The 18,181-nt window shown below is 46.2% G+C and carries 12 protein-coding genes; 8 read left to right on the plus strand and 4 right to left on the minus strand.

Annotated elements, in window-relative coordinates; translation table 11 throughout:
- Positions 1–22: 22 nt before the first annotated feature.
- Both lysS and prfB read right to left on the minus strand, forming a co-directional pair.
- On the minus strand, positions 23–1,516 hold the full coding sequence (gene lysS / locus KBW69_RS09675; RefSeq protein ID WP_257254276.1) for a lysine--tRNA ligase: 1,494 nt from the start codon (positions 1,514–1,516) through the stop codon (positions 23–25).
- An 88-nt stretch (positions 1,517–1,604) separates the two neighbouring features.
- Positions 1,605–2,703, minus strand: a protein-coding gene (prfB, locus tag KBW69_RS09680) for a peptide chain release factor 2 (protein WP_257276140.1) whose coding sequence is annotated in 2 segments (ribosomal slippage) — positions 1,605–2,627 and positions 2,629–2,703 — 1,098 coding nt in all. Because the reading frame shifts where the segments join, the coding sequence is not laid out codon by codon here.
- 324 nt (positions 2,704–3,027) lie between these two features.
- Between prfB and KBW69_RS09685 the strand changes: the two genes are divergently transcribed.
- Positions 3,028–3,258, plus strand: coding sequence for a hypothetical protein (locus KBW69_RS09685; RefSeq protein ID WP_257276139.1), 231 nt, complete (start codon positions 3,028–3,030; stop codon positions 3,256–3,258).
- 114 nt (positions 3,259–3,372) lie between these two features.
- On the opposite strand, the gene dinG is transcribed toward KBW69_RS09685, so the two are convergent.
- A complete protein-coding gene (gene dinG, locus KBW69_RS09690) occupies positions 3,373–5,523 on the minus strand; it encodes an ATP-dependent DNA helicase DinG (protein ID WP_373690686.1) in 2,151 nt (716 codons plus the stop codon).
- Positions 5,516–5,800 (minus strand): DUF1145 domain-containing protein, encoded by a 285-nt coding sequence (locus KBW69_RS09695; RefSeq protein ID WP_257280715.1) that lies wholly within the window; start codon positions 5,798–5,800, stop codon positions 5,516–5,518. The genes dinG and KBW69_RS09695 overlap by 8 nt, the downstream gene beginning before the upstream one ends.
- Before the next feature lie 70 nt (positions 5,801–5,870).
- On the opposite strand from KBW69_RS09695, the gene KBW69_RS09700 reads away from it, so the two are divergent.
- The 7 genes from KBW69_RS09700 to KBW69_RS09730 all read left to right on the plus strand — a co-directional run bounded on the left by KBW69_RS09700 (position 5,871) and on the right by KBW69_RS09730 (position 18,098).
- Entirely contained in the window at positions 5,871–6,374 is a 504-nt protein-coding gene (locus tag KBW69_RS09700; protein ID WP_257276136.1) for a YchJ family protein, read from the plus strand.
- A gap of 224 nt (positions 6,375–6,598) precedes the next feature.
- Positions 6,599–8,212: a serpin family protein gene (locus KBW69_RS09705; protein ID WP_257280716.1), complete on the plus strand. Its 1,614-nt coding sequence runs from the start codon at positions 6,599–6,601 to the stop codon at positions 8,210–8,212.
- Between the two features lie 180 nt (positions 8,213–8,392).
- Positions 8,393–9,733, plus strand: coding sequence for a serpin family protein (locus KBW69_RS09710; RefSeq protein ID WP_257280717.1), 1,341 nt, complete (start codon positions 8,393–8,395; stop codon positions 9,731–9,733).
- A gap of 988 nt (positions 9,734–10,721) precedes the next feature.
- Positions 10,722–12,293: a serpin family protein gene (locus KBW69_RS09715; RefSeq protein WP_257280718.1), complete on the plus strand. Its 1,572-nt coding sequence runs from the start codon at positions 10,722–10,724 to the stop codon at positions 12,291–12,293.
- 552 nt (positions 12,294–12,845) lie between these two features.
- A complete protein-coding gene (locus KBW69_RS09720) occupies positions 12,846–14,276 on the plus strand; it encodes a serpin family protein (RefSeq protein WP_257280719.1) in 1,431 nt (476 codons plus the stop codon).
- A gap of 628 nt (positions 14,277–14,904) precedes the next feature.
- Positions 14,905–16,404: a serpin family protein gene (locus tag KBW69_RS09725; protein WP_257280720.1), complete on the plus strand. Its 1,500-nt coding sequence runs from the start codon at positions 14,905–14,907 to the stop codon at positions 16,402–16,404.
- Between the two features lie 290 nt (positions 16,405–16,694).
- The gene (locus tag KBW69_RS09730) at positions 16,695–18,098 is read left to right on the plus strand and encodes a serpin family protein (protein ID WP_257254568.1); all 1,404 of its coding nucleotides are present in this window, start codon (positions 16,695–16,697) and stop codon (positions 18,096–18,098) included.
- The last annotated feature ends 83 nt before the right edge of the window (positions 18,099–18,181 follow it).

Here is an 18,181-nt window from a genome sequence, read left to right on the forward strand (position 1 = left end):
GACTGCCGGAATCCAGCCGGGATTACTGCTGGGGTCGCATGTGCGGGAACAACAGTACATCACGGATGGAAGGTGCATCAGTAAACAGCATGACCAGACGGTCTATACCAATACCCTCACCCGCCGTTGGCGGCAAACCATACTCCAGAGCGTTGATGTAGTCTGCATCAAAGTGCATGGCTTCATCATCGCCAGCGTCTTTTTCTGCGACTTGCTGACGAAAACGCTCAGCCTGATCTTCAGAATCGTTCAACTCGGAGAAACCGTTGGCCACCTCACGTCCGCCCACAAAAAACTCAAAGCGGTCAGAAATGAATGGATTGCCATCATTACGACGTGCCAAAGGCGATACCTCTGTTGGATATTCGGTAATGAATGTCGGATCCATCAGACGGTGCTCAACCGTTTCCTCAAATATCTCGATCTGAATCTTGCCCAGACCCCAGGTACCCTTGACCTCGATACCCAGCTTTTCCGCAACCTGAGTCGCTGAATCAATCGTATCAATATCAGCAACCTCAAGATCCGGATTGAAGTGCAGTATAGAATCGAAAACCGACATACGCACAAATGGCTTGCCGAAATCGATCTCGTTACCCTGGTAAGTCAATGTCGTCCCACCGGTAACGTCCTTGGCCAGACGCTTAAAGAGGGCTTCCGTGTGATCCATCATGTCAATGTAATCTGCGTAAGCCTGGTAGAACTCAATCATCGTAAACTCAGGGTTATGACGTGTAGACAACCCCTCGTTACGAAAGTTCCGATTAATTTCAAACACTCGTTCGAATCCGCCCACGACCAAACGCTTCAGATAGAGCTCCGGAGCAATGCGCAGGTACATATCAATATCCAGTGCATTATGGTGAGTCACGAACGGGCGTGCCGTTGCACCTCCCGGAATCACTTGTAGCATCGGGGTTTCTACTTCCATGTAGTCCTGCCCATGGAAATAGTCACGAATCACCTGAACAATACGGGAACGAATACGGAAAGTTTCACGAGATTCTTCACGGGTAATCAGATCCACATAACGTTGACGATAACGCATTTCTGTATCGGTCAGCCCCTTGTGCTTCTCGGGCAGAGGGCGCAGGGATTTGGTCAGCAGCTCTACATGCTCCATATCCACATAGAGATCGCCCTTGCCGGAACGCTGAAGGGTTCCTTCAGCACCGATGATATCCCCCAGATCCCAGGTTTTGGCTTCTTTCAGTACTTCTTTAGCCAGCGCTTTGCGGTTCATGTAAACCTGGATACGACCGGACATATCCTGAATTTCCATGAATGCGCCGCGATTCAGCATGATACGGCCAGCGACCTTGATCTTCTTGCCGGCGTCCAGCAACTCTTCCTTACTGGTATCAGCGAACGCCTTCTGAAGATCTGCAGCCAGCGCATCACGACGGAATTTGTTTGGGAAAGCGACCCGTTCAGAACGAATGGTATTGAGTTTTTCACGGCGAAGAGCCACCAGCCGGTTCTCTTCCCGGGCATCTAAAATCTGTTCTTCAGACATATTTTCTCCAGTTCACCCCCTTGGGGGCTGGGAGCAAACAGCTGCCTGTTACTCCCTTGTGTAAACTGTTCTCTGTTAACGGCTGAGATTACAGGCCTTTCTTGAGGCTTGCCTCGATAAACTTATCGAGATCTCCGTCAAGAACAGCCTGAGTATTACGGGTTTCTACGCTGGTTCTCAGATCCTTGATGCGGGAATCATCCAGAACGTAGGAACGAATCTGACTGCCCCAACCAATATCGGACTTGGAATCTTCCAGAGCCTGAGCGTCTGCAGTGCGCTTCTGCATCTCTAGCTCATACAGCTTGGCTTTTAACTGCTGCATGGCCTTGTCCTTGTTCTGGTGCTGGGAACGTTGGTTCTGACACTGCACCACAATGCCTGAAGGCTCGTGAGTAATACGAACCGCAGAGTCGGTGGTGTTTACGTGCTGACCACCGGCACCACTGGAGCGGTAGGTATCAATTCGAAGGTCGGCCGGATTAATCTCGATCTCAACGTTATCGTCTATCTCCGGAGAGACAAAAACCGATGAGAAAGAGGTATGGCGGCGGTTGCCGGAATCAAATGGAGACTTTCGTACCAAACGATGCACACCTGTTTCTGTTCTCAACCAGCCAAAAGCGTATTCACCGGTAAACTGAACCGTAGCCGACTTAATGCCAGCCACTTCTCCAGCAGACACTTCAATGATTTCAGTTTTGAAGCCCCGCTGTTCACCCCATCGCAGGTACATACGCAATAACATGTTGGCCCAGTCCTGAGCTTCTGTTCCACCGGAACCCGACTGAATGTCCAAATAGGCATTATTGGGATCCATTTCTCCGGAGAACATGCGACGAAACTCCAGCTCTTCCAGCTTTTCGCTTAGCTGGTCCAGCTCTTCCACAACGCCTTCCACACCGTCTTCGTCCTGCTCTTCCACCGACATTTCCAGCAATTCACTGGCATCTTCCAGGCCTGATGTCAGCTGTTCAATGGTAGAAACAATGCCTTCCAGAATGGAACGCTCCTTACCCAGGGCCTGGGCACGTTCTGGCTCATTCCAGACATCCGGATCTTCAAGCTCCCGCTCTACTTCCTGCAGACGCTCACTTTTGTGAGCGTAGTCAAAGGTACCCCCTAAGCACGTCAGTACGTGCTGTCAGATCCTTAATACGCTCCTTGATAGGGTTTACTTCAAGCATGATTTATCGCTCAGTATCGTTCAGGGTTCGATGAAAAATCGGGAAATATCACTTCAGCTGCCGGTATTGACCGTGAACATGGCTAATGCTCCTAATCGGGAACAGAACCGGATGGCTTGACTTGGGCAGTGAGAGGAAGGAATCATTTCCACAATAAAAAACAGCCGTCCATTCTACCTGATCAGCGGATGCGTTGGAATGAGAGAAAAATAAAAGCCAATCTCCGGGAATCGACTCCGGCCCGAAGAAAATTCAGGGAACATTTTCAGCATCTTGCAGTCAAAACTATTGAGACGAGAAAGAAACAACCAAGAGGTATACATTATGATTAAACAGAAACTGACTGCACTGGCCCTGATCTTTCCCCTGTCCGCATTGTCGCTGACCGGCTTTGCCGATGAAGAAGAATCAAGGCAGGACGAGAGTAATAAAAGCGAATGGGTCATCGACCTTCACAGCCTCGTTGCCAACAACGAAGATACGAACACAGAGGAAGAGCCTTCCTCGGATGAAAATTCTTCTTCCGAAGAAAACAAGCTTTTTGAGCGGCTTTAAGACAGTGGCGAAGCCGGAAGAGAAGTCGGAAGAAAACTCAGAAACCGGCATCTGGTCTGGCTTCTGCCGTCATTGACCGGCATCGACAGCAGAAGCAGCCACTCTCCGGGAAATTCAGAGAACTGCGTGTTCTATTGCTCTTCTGAAAGGCGGAAGAGAATCCAGAATCATGCGACCATACCTGGCGGTGATCACTCTTCGGTCCAGCAATGTGATCTGGCCGGTGTCCTGCTCTGTTCTCAACAGACGACCACAGGCCTGTACCAGCTTGATGGCTGCGTCCGGAACCGTTATTTCCATGAATGGATTTCGGCCCTGAGCCTCAAGCCATTCTGACAGTGCCGATTCCACGGGATCATCGGGCACCGCAAAAGGAATCTTGGCAATGATGACATGCTCACAATACTCACCCGGCAGATCGATCCCTTCTGCGAGACTGGCCAAGCCAAAGAGAATACTGTCTTTGCCATCATCAATATGCTTGCGATGCAGTTTCAGAAGTTCCGCTCTAGAATAATCATCCTGCAAAAGGATCTTCTTGCGCCACTCATCATCGAGACCAAAATGCACATCTTTCATCTGCTTGCGGGATGAGAAAAGTACCAATGTACCTTTTTGAGTGGACATCAGATCAGGCAGCTTCTCAACGATTTCTTCCGTATGCTCCTCACTCTGACGAGGATCAGACAACATACCCGGCACCACCAGCTGAGCAGCAAAACTGTGCTGGAAAGGACTGGGAACAACCACACAACGAGACTCGGATGGAATCCCGGAACGCATGCGAAAACGGTTAAAGTTACCCAGGGCAGTGAGCGTGGCAGAAGTAACAATCGATGCATAACCCGGATTCCAGAGCGTCTGCCAGAGTGTTGCCGAAGAAAGAATAGGACTGCTGAAAACCTCCAGTTCCTCGCCAAAGGGCCCTTCACTCCACTTCAGCCAGCGCGCACTGGGCGGTTCGCCTTCGGGATCTTTCATGGTGTAGGTCAACCAGAGTTGAAACTGGCTCTCCAGTCGCATCTGCATCGCGCCAATTTCCGGAAACAGTTGCTCAGCCTGCCAACGGTCAATGCCAGGAACATCTCCGTCCATAGCATCATTCAGTTCCCTGGCAACCTTTTCAACCATCCCACTGCATCGACTGAAGCCGACTTTGAGCATTTCAGCTTGCTGACGAACGGCTTCGGGCACTTTTCCTTCAGGAAAACGATAAACAGCAACCGTCGTATCACCCTGGATTCGTGGTTCAAAAGTTGCGACCCCTTGTAACAGAGTCCGGGTATGACCCAGATTATTCACCAGCTCATCAAACTCTGGCATGAGTTTTTCGAGCCTTTCACCCAACTCTCCGGGCAGGGCATTCTGGGACAGGGTCTTCTGCAAATTCTTGCTGGCTTTCTCCAGCCAGCTGGCAGTCCCTTTTATCCGGGAATGACAGGCGAAATGATCAATCGCCTTGTCAGGCAGATGGTGGCCCTCATCAAAGACGTAAACGGTATCTTTAGGATCAGGCAGAATAGCACCACCGCCCAGAGCCAGATCAGCCAGCACCAGGTCATGATTGGTCACCACCACATCGGCCTGCTCCAGATCTGCCCGGGCTTTGTAGAAAGGACACTGATTAAAATAGCCACACCGTCGACCACTGCATTGAGCATGATCCGTGGTGATCATTCGCCATTGCGGGTCTTCCAACGCATCGGGCCAGCTGTCACGGTCACCTTCCCACCTGGAAGCGGCAAAGTCTTCCAACATTGTCTGGTAGAGCTTCAGGGAAGACTCGTCCTGCTCCGGGGTAAAACCTTCCCCGGCAAACATATCAATCAATGAAGCCGTTGACTGCTCTTCTTGCAACAGCCGATCGAGCTTGCTCAGACAGGCGTATCGTCCACGCCCCTTGGCCAGGGTAAAAGAGAACTTGAGTCCGGTTTTCAGGATAATGTCGGGCAGATCCTTGCTGATAATCTGCTCCTGCAGCGTCACTGTCGCTGTTGAAATCACCAGCCTTTTATCGGCAGCCTGCGCCATCACCACCGAAGGCAGAACGTAACCTACCGTTTTACCGGTACCCGTTCCTGCTTCGACCACAATTACAGAAGGATCAGATGTTCTGCGTCCTTCGCTATCAGTCTTGACCTCACCCAGGGAACGGGCGACTTCTGCAATCATCTGTTTCTGACCGGGCCGGGCCTTCAGCTTTTTGCTGGCCAGAAATGTGCTGTAAGCGTTCTGGATCTTTTTTTTCTGAGAATCTTCAAGCACTGTGCTGATCACCCACAGCCTGGATCGGTATTTGTTTCATCAGGCTCATCAGATGAAAGCCACCAAAAATCAGAATCATGTAGCGATCTTTCATGGACAGCGGCGCCCCCATGGCAGCAAAACGGCGACTGAAGAAGAAATGCTCAGCAGTGTGCATCAGCAGCAGTAGCGGCGCAGCCCACTTAACAACGGCCCCCATGGGTTCTGCCATGGGCACGAAGAGATTCCACAGTGCCGACAGCCAGAATAAAACCACCACTGCTTTGCCAAGGCGCATGTATATGATCCTGTAAGTTGGGTAAAATGACATTCTAACGAAAACCGATCACTCCTGCTCGAAGAATTACATGACTGAAAACAACTCTGGGCTTAATTCTGTCTCTAGTGTAAACCATTGCCCCTGTGGCTCAGGCCAAATCTATAAAACATGCTGCGGTCGCTATCATTCAGGAGAAACGGCTCCGACAGCAGAAGCCCTGATGCGCTCGCGCTTTTCAGCTTACTACCTTAAAAACACAGACTATTTGTTAGCCACCACCTGGCAGCGCCAGATCGACGGATTGGACAGGGCCGGTATTCATAAAAAGGCAGACGCTACCCATTGGACCCGACTGGATGTTGTCAGCACTGAAGCCGGTGGCCGTTGCGACACTCGGGGAAAAGTGGAATTCAGAGCCTGGTTTCTGAACCCCACCACCGGCAGGGAAGAAGCGCATCATGAGCAATCAGACTTCGTCAGGGAAGAGGGTCGCTGGTATTTTATTTATCCGGATATTCCAGCCATTCTGCCCGGAAGAAACGATCCTTGTATCTGCGGCAGTGGCAAAAAATACAAAAAGTGTTGCGGTTGATTCTCTGCCCACTTTATTCATCGACAGATTACTGACCATCAAATTTAACGGGTATCCAGGTAGCTGATCATTTGGTTTAGTTTTTGAGTGGGAAATAACCTGGAAACTATTCTATATTGAGTTCCGAATTCATAGTCCGTTGACCGCCCCAGAAGGACAACTGTCCAGTAAACAAGGAGTTTATTCCGTGACAAACGCTAAAATCGAGAGAGTAAGGTACAAACTTGTTTTTACTAAGCAAATCTTCCGGTTCAGTCTGCCAGTACAACGTCGTTCTGGTGCTGCTCTGTTTACTGTTGCTACCCTCTCAACTTTTGGCTGTGACTTGCGACAACTGCGGCTTCGATTACGATGATGAAACCTTTTCATCGTGCCCGAGGTGGACGTGTAATACACAAAACCATCAAATTGCCCTGGCCCAGCCTGTGACTTGTGACAACTGCGGCTTCAATTACGATCAAGAAGATTTTAACTCCTGCCCAAGGTGGAATTGTTATCAACCCAGCCGTCCAGCTGCTCCTGCCAGGACTGTGACCTATAACGAATCCGGCTTCAATTACGATCAAAAAGACTTCACATCCTGCCCGAAACAAACACGCAACCTACAAAATAATGATGAAGATGAGCCCCCTCAACGTGACACAACGCCTTCCCAATCAGCAGTATCAGTCAATCCTGATTCAAATTCTGGTACACAGAAGGACGAATCGCCGGGAAATCTGGAATTTTCCACAAATGTATTTAGATATGTAGCCTCCAATATTGATGAAAATTTTGTCATGTCCCCTGATAGCCTCTTTCAGACACTGGCACTGTTACTGTTATATGCGGGTGCTGACGGTGCGACCGAACAATGTCGTCAAAATTATCTGAAAGGGGATCATTCTGAGCCGTACGGTGCAGCGGTATCAGGTGCAACAGCCTGCGGACACGACACACACTGTGTTGCAAATAGCTTGCTCGCAGCCAGTCAACCTGAGCCTCTGTCAATTTACAAAGAGAGACTTAAACAAATACACGACAAGGCTCGTGATAACTTCAACTTGATGAAGCTCACGCCTATGCATAGTCTGGCCCAAGAACTCAACGGACTATTTTGCCAATTAACCCAGGGTATGGTGCAACGTTTTTGCAATCCCATCGCCTGCCCCTTATCAACATCCATAGAACTCATAACTTCTATTTACTTCAGAGGGCTGTTGAGAATGTCTCGTGGGACCGAAAGTGCAGCTTTATTTACCTTACCCAATGGTCAAGCAGCCGTTTTGGACAGAATTATGGATGGAAAAATGAATCCTTCCCGGTACGCTCATCACGATGATTGGGAAGCATTTACCTTTCCCGACCAGGGAGATCATGAAATAATTCTGGTTTTGTCTCCGGCAGAGAGTATGCTTTATACGGTAAGTCCGAAAATAATTACGGCATTATTTTCATCATTGGACTGTGACGAATCCTCTTCATCCAGCTCAACGATAACTCCCGGACCTCCTCACTCTAAAGTGGATACAAATACTCAAATGAGTGAAGCTTTAAGTCGATCAGGCTCAGGTTTAATTTCTGCAGTCAAAAGCGATCTGAATTCAGGAGCCATGCCAGCTATTCCTTTACCTGTTCGCACGAATGTGTTCAGACAACACAGTGCCACTGAAATTCATGAACAAGGAACCGGGGACGCAGCTTCAGCCCACGTTGGCTGTAAGAGATCACATGAGGGTGTGACGATACAATCGATCCGATTTGATCAATCCTTTATTTATATATTGCGTAATAAAATAACAAAAAGAATCCTCTTCATTGGGCAGATACTTGCTCCACGGGACTCAGACGCAAGGTAAGTGCCAAGCTAGCAACACCTACCCCGCATTGCTTAATTTTGGATAAAAAAACTAAGAAACTACTCTACATTGAATTGCGGGTTTCATATTCCATTGATCGCCCGAGCAGGACAACAGCCCAGTAAACAAGAAGGTTATTCCGCGAAAACTCTAAAGTTAAGAGAATAAGGTACAAACGTGATGTTACTGAGTAAGTCTTTCGATTCAATCTGCCACTACAGGGTCGTTCTGGTGTTGCTCTATTTACTATTGCAACCCTCACAACTTCCGGCTGTAACTTGTGACAAATGCGGCTTTAATTACGATCAGGAAGACGACACATTCTGCCCGTCGTTGGCGTGTTATCAAGAAGATCACCCCCATCAACATGACACCGTGCCATCCCAATCGGCAACACTAGTCAATCCAGTCTCAACTCCTGATGTACAAGCTGATGAATCGCTGAAAAATCAGGAGTTTGCCATCGATCAATTTGTCCATACAGCACTCAATATTCCTCATGAAGATTTTGTCATTTCCCCTGATAGTCTTTTTCAGACAGTGGCACTGCTACTGTTACAGGCAGGTGCTGACGGTGCGAACAAGCAATTGGATCAACTTCAAAGGGAAGATGAGTATTCTGATCCAACCGATGGAGCAGCATCTAGCATGCCCTCAGCCAGTGAAGCTCGGTCTCTGGCGATTTATAAAGAGAGACTTAAACACATAGCCGACAATGCTCCTGGTAATGTCGACTTCACCAATCTTGGACCTTTAGAAAGCTTGGCTCAAGTGCTCAACACAAATTTTGGCCGTTCAATGCATGGTATCATTCAACATCACTGTATGCACGACAATTGCCGTTTATCTGCGATCATAGAATTCTATAGTTGTTTTTACATTATAGCTATGTGGAAAAGGGCTTTCGGTACCCAAGATGCAGCGTTATTTACCTTACCCGATGGCCAACTAGCCGCTTTAGACAGAATTACGGGAGGAAAAATTAATCCTTCCCAATACGCCAATCACGATGATTGGGAAGCATTTACCTTTCCCTACCTGGAGAACGATGAAATAATTTTAATTTTACCCCAGACAAGGTTATTGCCTAATGAGTTAAGGTCAGAAGTAATAAGCACATTATTTTCGTCATTAGACGCCAAAGAATCTTTTCCTTCCAGCTCAACGATGACGCCCGAACTTCCACACTCTAACGTTGATAAAAACACTGACTTGAGCGAAGCTCTAAGTCAATCAGGTTCACTGGCCATTGCTGTTGTTACCAACGATCTGAGTTCAGGAGCTGTGCCAGTTCTACCTGCTCCTATAAATGTGTTCAGTGAACAAGTAGCCCGGGGGGCCTCTTTATCAGGCGCTGGTTCCAAGAGAGCACATGATGGAGAAACAATACAATCAATCCGATTTGATCGACCCTTTGTTTATATATTTCGTAATAAAATAACAAAAAGAATCATCTTCATTGGGCAGTCAATTGATCATCTGGACTCAGAAGCAAGCAGTCCAGAACCGGAAGCCGACTAATTGCCATGGGGTAGCCTCTTGCCCCCCTCACCGCAATCGATGGAAAATAACAAAGAAACTATTCTATATTGAATTCCGATTTCCACATTCAGTGGAGCGTCCCGATAGAAAAGCTGATTCAGGAAACAAGGCGCTTATTCCGACAAAAACTCTAAAGTCAAAACGATAAGGTGCAAACGTGGTTTTACTGAGTGAGCCTTCCGATTCAATCTGCCAGTACAGAATCGTTCTGGTGTTGCTCTATTTACTGTTGCAACCCTCAGAACTTCTGGCTGTAACTTGTGACAAATGCGGCTTTAGTTACGATTCAGAAGACTTCACATTCTGCCCGATACCGTCGTGTAATATGAGAGATAAGGATCTCCCCTCTCAACATGACACATCGCTTTCCCAATCGGCAATACCAGTAAATGACGACTCAAGTCATGATGTACAAGCTGACGAACACCTTAACGGGCGCAGCTTTAACACACGCTGGTTCTAAGAGAACACATGAAGGAAATACAATACAACCAATCCGATTTGGTGGACCCTTTATTTATATATTGCGTAATAAGATAACAAAAAGAATCATCTTCATTGGACAGATACTTGATCGTCGGGGCTTAAGAGCAAGCACTTCAGAATCGAATACCCATTAATTGGCACAGGGTAGCCTCATGACTCTCCTCACTATAAGCGATGATGAGTAGCAAGATACCCGCTTTTGCAGGCACTTCCGCCTCTTGTTTGAGCCACATTTACCGTTCTGCTCACTTTATGAAGACTGTTTACTGACCGTCAATTCTAATGGGGCTTCAATTTTTACAACGCCTGAACCCTCAAGCCTGTAGGCTGGTCTATTTATTGGATGGGAAGTAACCAGAAAATTATCCTATATTGATTTTCGGATTTCATATTCGGTGACCGTCCAGGGAGGGTAACTGTTTAGTGAACAGGGAAGCAACCCCGATACAAACCCTAAAAATTAAGACCACAAGGTATAAACGTGCTTTTACTGAATAAATCTTCAGACTCAGTCTGGCAGTACAGGTTCTTTCTGGTTATTGCCTCTCTGTTCTATTTCCTGTTTCTACCCTCGCCAATTCTGGCTGTAACCTGTGAAAAGTGCAACTTCGATTATGATCATGAAACCTACACTTTCTGCCCGCGCTGCTTCCTTCTGAATGATCACCTTCAACATGACACAACTCCTTCCCAATCGGCAACGTCAGTCAACCCTTATTTATATGCTGGTCCGGAAGGGGATGAAAGCTGGCGAGGGATTCAAAGCTGTGACTGCGGGTCTATTTACAGACTTGAAGATTTTTCATCTTGCCCGATATGTCCAATTGGAAATGAGTATCTTCAACTTAACAACACATCTACCCAATGGGCAACACCGGTCAACCCTGATTCAAATCCTGGTGTACAATCTGATGAATCCCAGAGATCTCTCCAGCTTGCCATAAATCTTTTTAGCAATGTAGCAGAAGGAATGACTACAAATTTGGTTATCTCCCCTGATGGCCTTTTTCAATCACTGGCACTGATACTCATGGGAGCTACCGGCGAAACTCAGCAATTGCTTCAAAACTGTCTGGGTAAAAGTTTTTCTGAGCAATACGGTGCCGCAGCATCAAGCGCAACATTTTGTGGACAGGACCAATACTGTGTTGCAAATTGCATACTCGTATCCCACGAATCTCAGCTTCAGGAGACTTATCGTGATAGGCTCAGGCAGATAAACGTCGAGATTCGTGATAATGTCAACTTTTCCAACCATGCATCTTTGGAACAACTCGCACGGGAGCTCAACAAACTATTTTGCGAGTTAACCCGTGGTATGATTCCATTTTTCTGCAACGCCCGCGACTGGGGCTCATCTCATCTCGTAGCACTCATAAATTCTGTTTACTTCATGGGACTTTGGGATAAGCCTTTCAGAACCCGAAGTAAAGGTGAATTTACTTTACCCAATAATCAAAGAGTGATTTTAGATAAATTTTTGAGTGGAGAAATCAGATCTTCCCAATACGCTAGTCAAAATGATTGGCAAGCAGTAACCGTTTTCTACCATGGAGCGCATGAAATGATATTGGTGTTACCCCCGGAAGGAATAATGCCTCAAGAGGTAACGCCAGAAATAATAACAGCATTATTTTCATCATTAGACTCCGAAGAAGCCGATCCATCCAGTTCAACCATCTCTCTCGAACTTCCACCGTTTAAAGTCGATTCGGAAACGGATTTGAACAAAGCTTTAAGTCAGGCAGGTTTAAGTTTCCTTTTTGAAAAGGCCAGTTTGGGAAATATGCTGACTCTCCCTGCACCTCTCAACAGTATGATTTTTAGTCAACATTGTGCCATGGAAGTTAATGAAGCAGGAACCCGGGCCGCAGCTGTCACACGCAGTCGTGTGCTTAGAGGGTTTGGGAGAGAGCCGGGAGAATCCATCACATTTAATCGACCATTTCTTTATATATTGCGTAATATAATCACAAAAAAAATCATCTTCATTGGGCAGATACTTGATCCCGGTAACTTAGGCGCAGGCACTTCAGTATGGCAAACCCATTAATAAGGATTGGGGGGTAGCCTCCTAACTCCCTCACCCTCTTGCTGCAAGCGGAAGGGTGAGGGACTTTAAGAGATTTAAAGTTGCGTATGTAACTATCGAAAAGCAATTGATCTTCAATATATAAAGCGCCAGTACCCTCTGACCTTCAAGCTGGTTTAGTTTTTTGAGCACTCACGAAGAAACTATCCTATATTTGATTTCGAATTACACATTAGGTTGACTTTTTCGCAGGGTAGCGAACCATTAAATAGGGAGATTATTACGAGCCAAACCCTAAAATTAAGACAACAAGGTTCAAACGTGTTTTTACCCAGTAAATCTTTCGATATAGCCTGCCAATACAGGGTCGTTCTGGTATTATTCTGCTTAGTCTGTTGCCTGTTGCTACCTTCTCAGCTTCTGGCAGTGCTTTGTAACAACTGTGGCTATACTTACGATCACCAATACTCTGTACGCTGCCCGGTCTGTCAACATCAAAACTACCACCCTCAACATGGCACAACGCATTCCGAATCGGCAACACAAGCCAATCCCGCTTTACGATCGGATCAATTGCAGGAATATCTGGAGCTTGCCGTAGATGTTCTCAGCCATTCAGCACAAGAAACTCTTGAAAACTCTTTCATTTCCACTGATAGCCTTATTCACACATTGTCACTGTTATTCACAGGTACTTCCGGAGAAAGCTTGCGAATGATTCAAAGATGTGAATGCGGCTTTCTTTTCAGTCGTGAAGCCGTTACATCCTGCCCGATGTGTAAACATAACAAAAATGGCCACACTCAACATGACATGGTGTCTTTCCTATCGGCCACACCAGTAAAGCCTGATTCATATCCTGCTCAACAAGGGGATGAATCGCAAAGAAATCTTGAGCTTGCCATCAATGTTTTTAGCCATGCAGCACGAGAAATGCCTGGAAATTTTGTTATTTCCCCTGATGGCCTTTTTCAGTCACTGGCACTTCTACTCATGGGCGCTGATGGTCTAACCCGGCACTGGCTTGAAGACTGCCTGGGAGAGGACTACTCTGAACCGTCCGGTGCAGAAGGGGCAAGTGCAGCCTCCGGTGGACAGGAACAATACTGTATTGCGAATTGCTTGCTCGTGTCCTCTCAACTTCAGCTTCAGGACACCTACCGAGCGAGACTTAAACAAATAAACGCCGATATTCATGATAACGTCGACTTCTCCAATCGTACATCCATAGAAAGCCTCGCCCAAGCACTCAACCATCTTTTTTGCCAATTAACCCATGGCATGGTTCGAGAATTTTGCGACAGTCAACAGTGGCAATCAGACACACTCATGGCAATCATAAGTTCTGTTTACTTCAAGGGGCTGTGGGAAAGATCTTTTAGTACCCGAAGTGCACGTTTATTTACTTTATCCAGTAATCAGGCAGTCGTTTTAGATAGATTTATGCGTGGAGAAATTGATCATTCTCAATACGTTAATCACAATGATTGGGAAGCAGTAACCGTTCCCTATCAGGGAGATCATGAAATGATTTTGGTTTTACCCCCGACTGGGATAATGCCTCATGAGGTATCGACAGAAATCATAGCGGCATTACTTTCATCATTTGAATCTGAAGAATCATATTCATCAAGTTCAACGATGGGTCTTGAACTTCCAGCCTTTAAAGTTAATTCCAAGACTGACCTGAATAAGGCTTTACAACAAGCGGGCTTACATTTTCTTTTAGAGTCGCCCAGTTTAGGCGCTATGCTGTCTCATACCACAACTATTAGTGGTGTATTTTTCAATCAACATTGCGCACTGGAAGTGAATGAAGCAGGAACCCGGGCATCAGCTGCCAGACACACTTGTGCAACTGGAGGATGTGGGGGAGGGACGAGACAATCAATCATATTTGATCGACCATTTCTTTATATCTTGCGAAATAAAATAACGAAAAGAATCATCTTCATAGGACAGGTACTTGACCCTGGAAGCTCTTCAGAATCGAGAACCCATTAATCGCAATGGAGGGAGCCTCATGACTCTCTCACCCTTTCACTGCAAACAAAGGTGAGTGCGACTTTAAGAGACTTAATGATGCGTATGCAGCCATCGAAAAGCAGCGAGTCTTGCATTTTAACGCGCCAGCCCCCTCTGGCCATCAAGCTGGTTTAGTTTTTTGAGTGCTAGGAGGCTGACCGAGAATAGCGCCCGTAGCGAGGACGGCAGAAAATTGAGGATGAAAATTCGGTTTTGTGAGGAGAATAGCGAGCTATTTGACGAACAAAAGCGGATTTTCAGACCAATTTGCTGCCGCCGCAGTAGGGCAGTCTATTCTCGGTCAGCCTCCTAGCAGCCTGTCGGACTTAAGGCTGTCCTACTGCGGTTGCAATAAATTCGTCTAAAAATTCCTGCTTCTTCGTCAAATAGCTCGCTATTCTCCTCAGAAGCAGAAATTTTTATCCTCAATTTCTTGCAATCCTCGCTACGGACGCTTAAGTCCGACAGGCTGCTAGCCAGGAAACTATCCTATAGTTTGATTCCAGATTGCATGTTCGGTTGACCGTTAAGCAAGGTAGCAACCCATAAAACAGGGAGGTTTTTCCGAGACAAACCCTAAAATTGAAGTCATTAATCAGGTACAAACATGGTTTTACTAAGAAAATCTTCCGATATTGCCTGGCAGTACAGGCTCGTCCCGGTGTTAGTCTGTTTGCTCTCTTTCCTATTGCTACCCTCACAACTTCTGGCAATGAACTGCAAATATTGCGGACTCGAATTCAGTGATGGCTTCCTGAAAGAAAACGAACCCTGCCCGTTGTGTCGAAGAAAAGGATATTCTCATTCTTCTCATATTTCTGATTCCTCTGATTCTTATGTTGATGATGAGGATCTTCTAGACGATGTTGATGATGATCTTCAAGACAGTCCAACTCTTCCCCGAGCGACAGCAGCAGTGAACCCTGATTCAAATTCTGGTGCACAATCGACTGAATCACAGGGAACTCTGGCGCTGGCCATAAATATATTCAGGCAAGCAGCGCAAGTCATTCCCGGAAATTTCGTCATGTCCCCTGATGGCCTTTTCCAGTCACTGGCACTTTTACTCACGGGTGCAGATGGTGCAACCAGGCAATTACTCCAAAGCTGCCTGGGTGACGATTACTCTGAGCCAGCCGGTGCTGCAGCATCAAGCGCAACAGCTTGTGGACAGGACGAATATTGTGTTGCGAATTGCTTGCTCTTATCCAATTCACATGGACTACAGGAAACTTATAGAGAAAAACTTAAACAAATAAACGCCGATATTCGTGATAACGTCGACTTCTCTGATCGTGCATCCTTACAAAGCCTTGCCCAAGAACTCAATAACCTGTTTTGCCAATTAACCCATGGTATGGTTCCACGTTTTTGTCAGGAAAGTGATTGGCAAGCAGACACAAGCCTGGCACTTATAAATTCTGTTTACTTCAAGGGGCTTTGGGAAAGGTCTTTTAAGGCTCGAAGCAGAGAAACTGTATTTACTTTACCCAATGGTCAAATAGTCGCTTTAGAAAGATTTATGGATGGAGTAATTAATTCTTCAGGATATGCCAATTACAATGATTGGGAGGCGGTTACCGTTCCTTATAGGGGAGCACATGAAATGATTTTAGTTTTACCCCCGGAAAGAATAATGCCCCACGAAGTATCACCAGAAATATTAATGACACTGTTTTCATCACTGGATTCCGAAGAGTTGTGCTTATCACGCTCGACAATGGATATTGGACTTCCACCCTTTAAAGTTGATTCCGGTACAAAATTGAGTCAAATTTTATGCAATGCAGATCTACGTTTACATTCTCTTCTAACAGACGTTCTCAGCTTAGGATCTATGCTAACTCTTCCTGTACCTGTTAATTTGAATGTGTTTAATCAGCATTGTGCCATAGAGGTTAATGAGGATGGAACCCGAGCCGCAGCTGTTACACACACTTCTTGTATGAGATCTTTTGGGGGAAGAGCGCAGAGAAAATCAATCAGTTTCAGGCGACCATTTCTTTATATATTGCGTAATAAAATAACAAAAAAAATCATCTTCATTGGGCAGATACTTGATCCCCGGGAGTCTGGAGCAGACTCATCAGGATCAAGTACCCATTAATCGTGACAGGGGGAGCATCATGACTCCCCTCACCCTTTCTTTGCAAGCTAGATGGAATAGGGTTCTCAGAGATTTTTGAGTAACTAGCCACGGATAAACATTGAATCTTTAATTTTTACAGCGTCAATTCCCTCTGCCCCTTGAGCAGGTTTAGTTTTTAGGTACTCACCAAAAAACTATCCTATATTGTGTTACATCTTCCTTTCAACACTCCGCTGGGAAACTGTCCAGTGAATAGGAAGGTCCTCTTGATGACAATCCCTGAAATCAGGAAGTTATGAGGTGCCAACATGGCTCAAGTAATTAAATCTCCGGATATAGCCTTGCAGCACAGGCGCATTTTACTCTTGGTCAGTTTGCTTTATATCCTGTTGCTACCCTCACAGCTCTGGGCTTTGCCCTATAACCACTTCGGCGTCAACAAAGATACTGAAAAACTTTCACCCTACCCGGCATTTCATGAAGAAGATTCTGACGACGAGCATCAAGGTGACACAATACATTACCAATCGGCAACACCAGAAAACCCTGATTCAGATCCTGATTCACGAGCGGCTGAGTCCAAGCGGGATCTGGAGCTTGCCATAAGTGTATTTAGTCAGGCGGCAAAAGTAACTCCTGAAAATTTTCTTATCTCCCCTGATGGCCTTTTTCGATCGCTGGCACCAGTACTCATGGGGGCTACTGGAGAAACCAGGCGATTGCTTCAAAGCTACCTGGGAGATAAATATTCTGAGCCATCCCCTGCAGCAGCAACCGCAACATCTTCTGCACAGGACGACTACTTCGTCTCGAACACTATGCTCTTGTCCGATGAACTTGAAATTAAGGAAACTTATCGTGAGAAAGTTAAACAAGTAAACGTCGATGTTCGTGAAAACATCAAGTTCGACGACGATGTATCTATAGAAAGCCTTGCTGATGAGCTCAACAAACTATTTAGCGAATTAACCCATGGCATGGTCCCAAAATTTTGCCAAGCCAGCCAATGGGAGCCAGATACCACCGTGGCACTCATAAATTCTATTTACTTCAAAGCGCTTTGGGAAAGCTCTTTTAAAGTCCGAAGTGCAGGTTTATTTACTTTACGCGACGGCCAGAGAGTCACTTTGGACAAATTTATGCTGGGTGAAATCAGTTCCACCCAATACACAAGTCACAATGATTGGCAAGCAGTCGCCGTTCCTTACCGGGGAGCCCATGAAATGATTTTCGTTTTACCTCCCGAAGGGATAATGCCCCATGAGATATCAGCAGATATAATAATGGCATTATTTTCATCATTAAACTCCAAACAATCATGCCCATCATGTTCAAAAATCACTATTGGACTTCCACCCTTTAAAGTTGATTCGGACATTGAATTGAGCTACTTTCTGAGAAAAACACCTCTGCGTCCTATTTTTACAAGGCACCTCGAATTAGGAGCTATGCTATCTAATGGTCCAGGTGTTTTGCTTAATCTGGTTCGTCAACATTGCGCAATTGAGGTCAATGAAAATGGGACCCGAGCCGCAGCTGTCACACGCATCTCTACAACGAGAGGAGGGGGAGGGGGCAATCAGAGAAAATCCATCCAATTTAATCGACCATTCCTTTATGTATTGCATAATAAATTAACAAATAGAATCATCTTCATTGGGCAGATACTTGATCCTCGCAGCACTTCGGAATCGGATATCGGGTACCGGTAGCCATTAATCAGGTAAGGGGAGCCTCACGACTCCCCTCACCCTTTCGTTGCAATTGAGAGAAAATAGTGTTCTCAGAAATTTAC

This window comes from Endozoicomonas sp. ISHI1 (assembly GCF_024606225.1).
Classification (GTDB): domain Bacteria; phylum Pseudomonadota; class Gammaproteobacteria; order Pseudomonadales; family Endozoicomonadaceae; genus Endozoicomonas_A.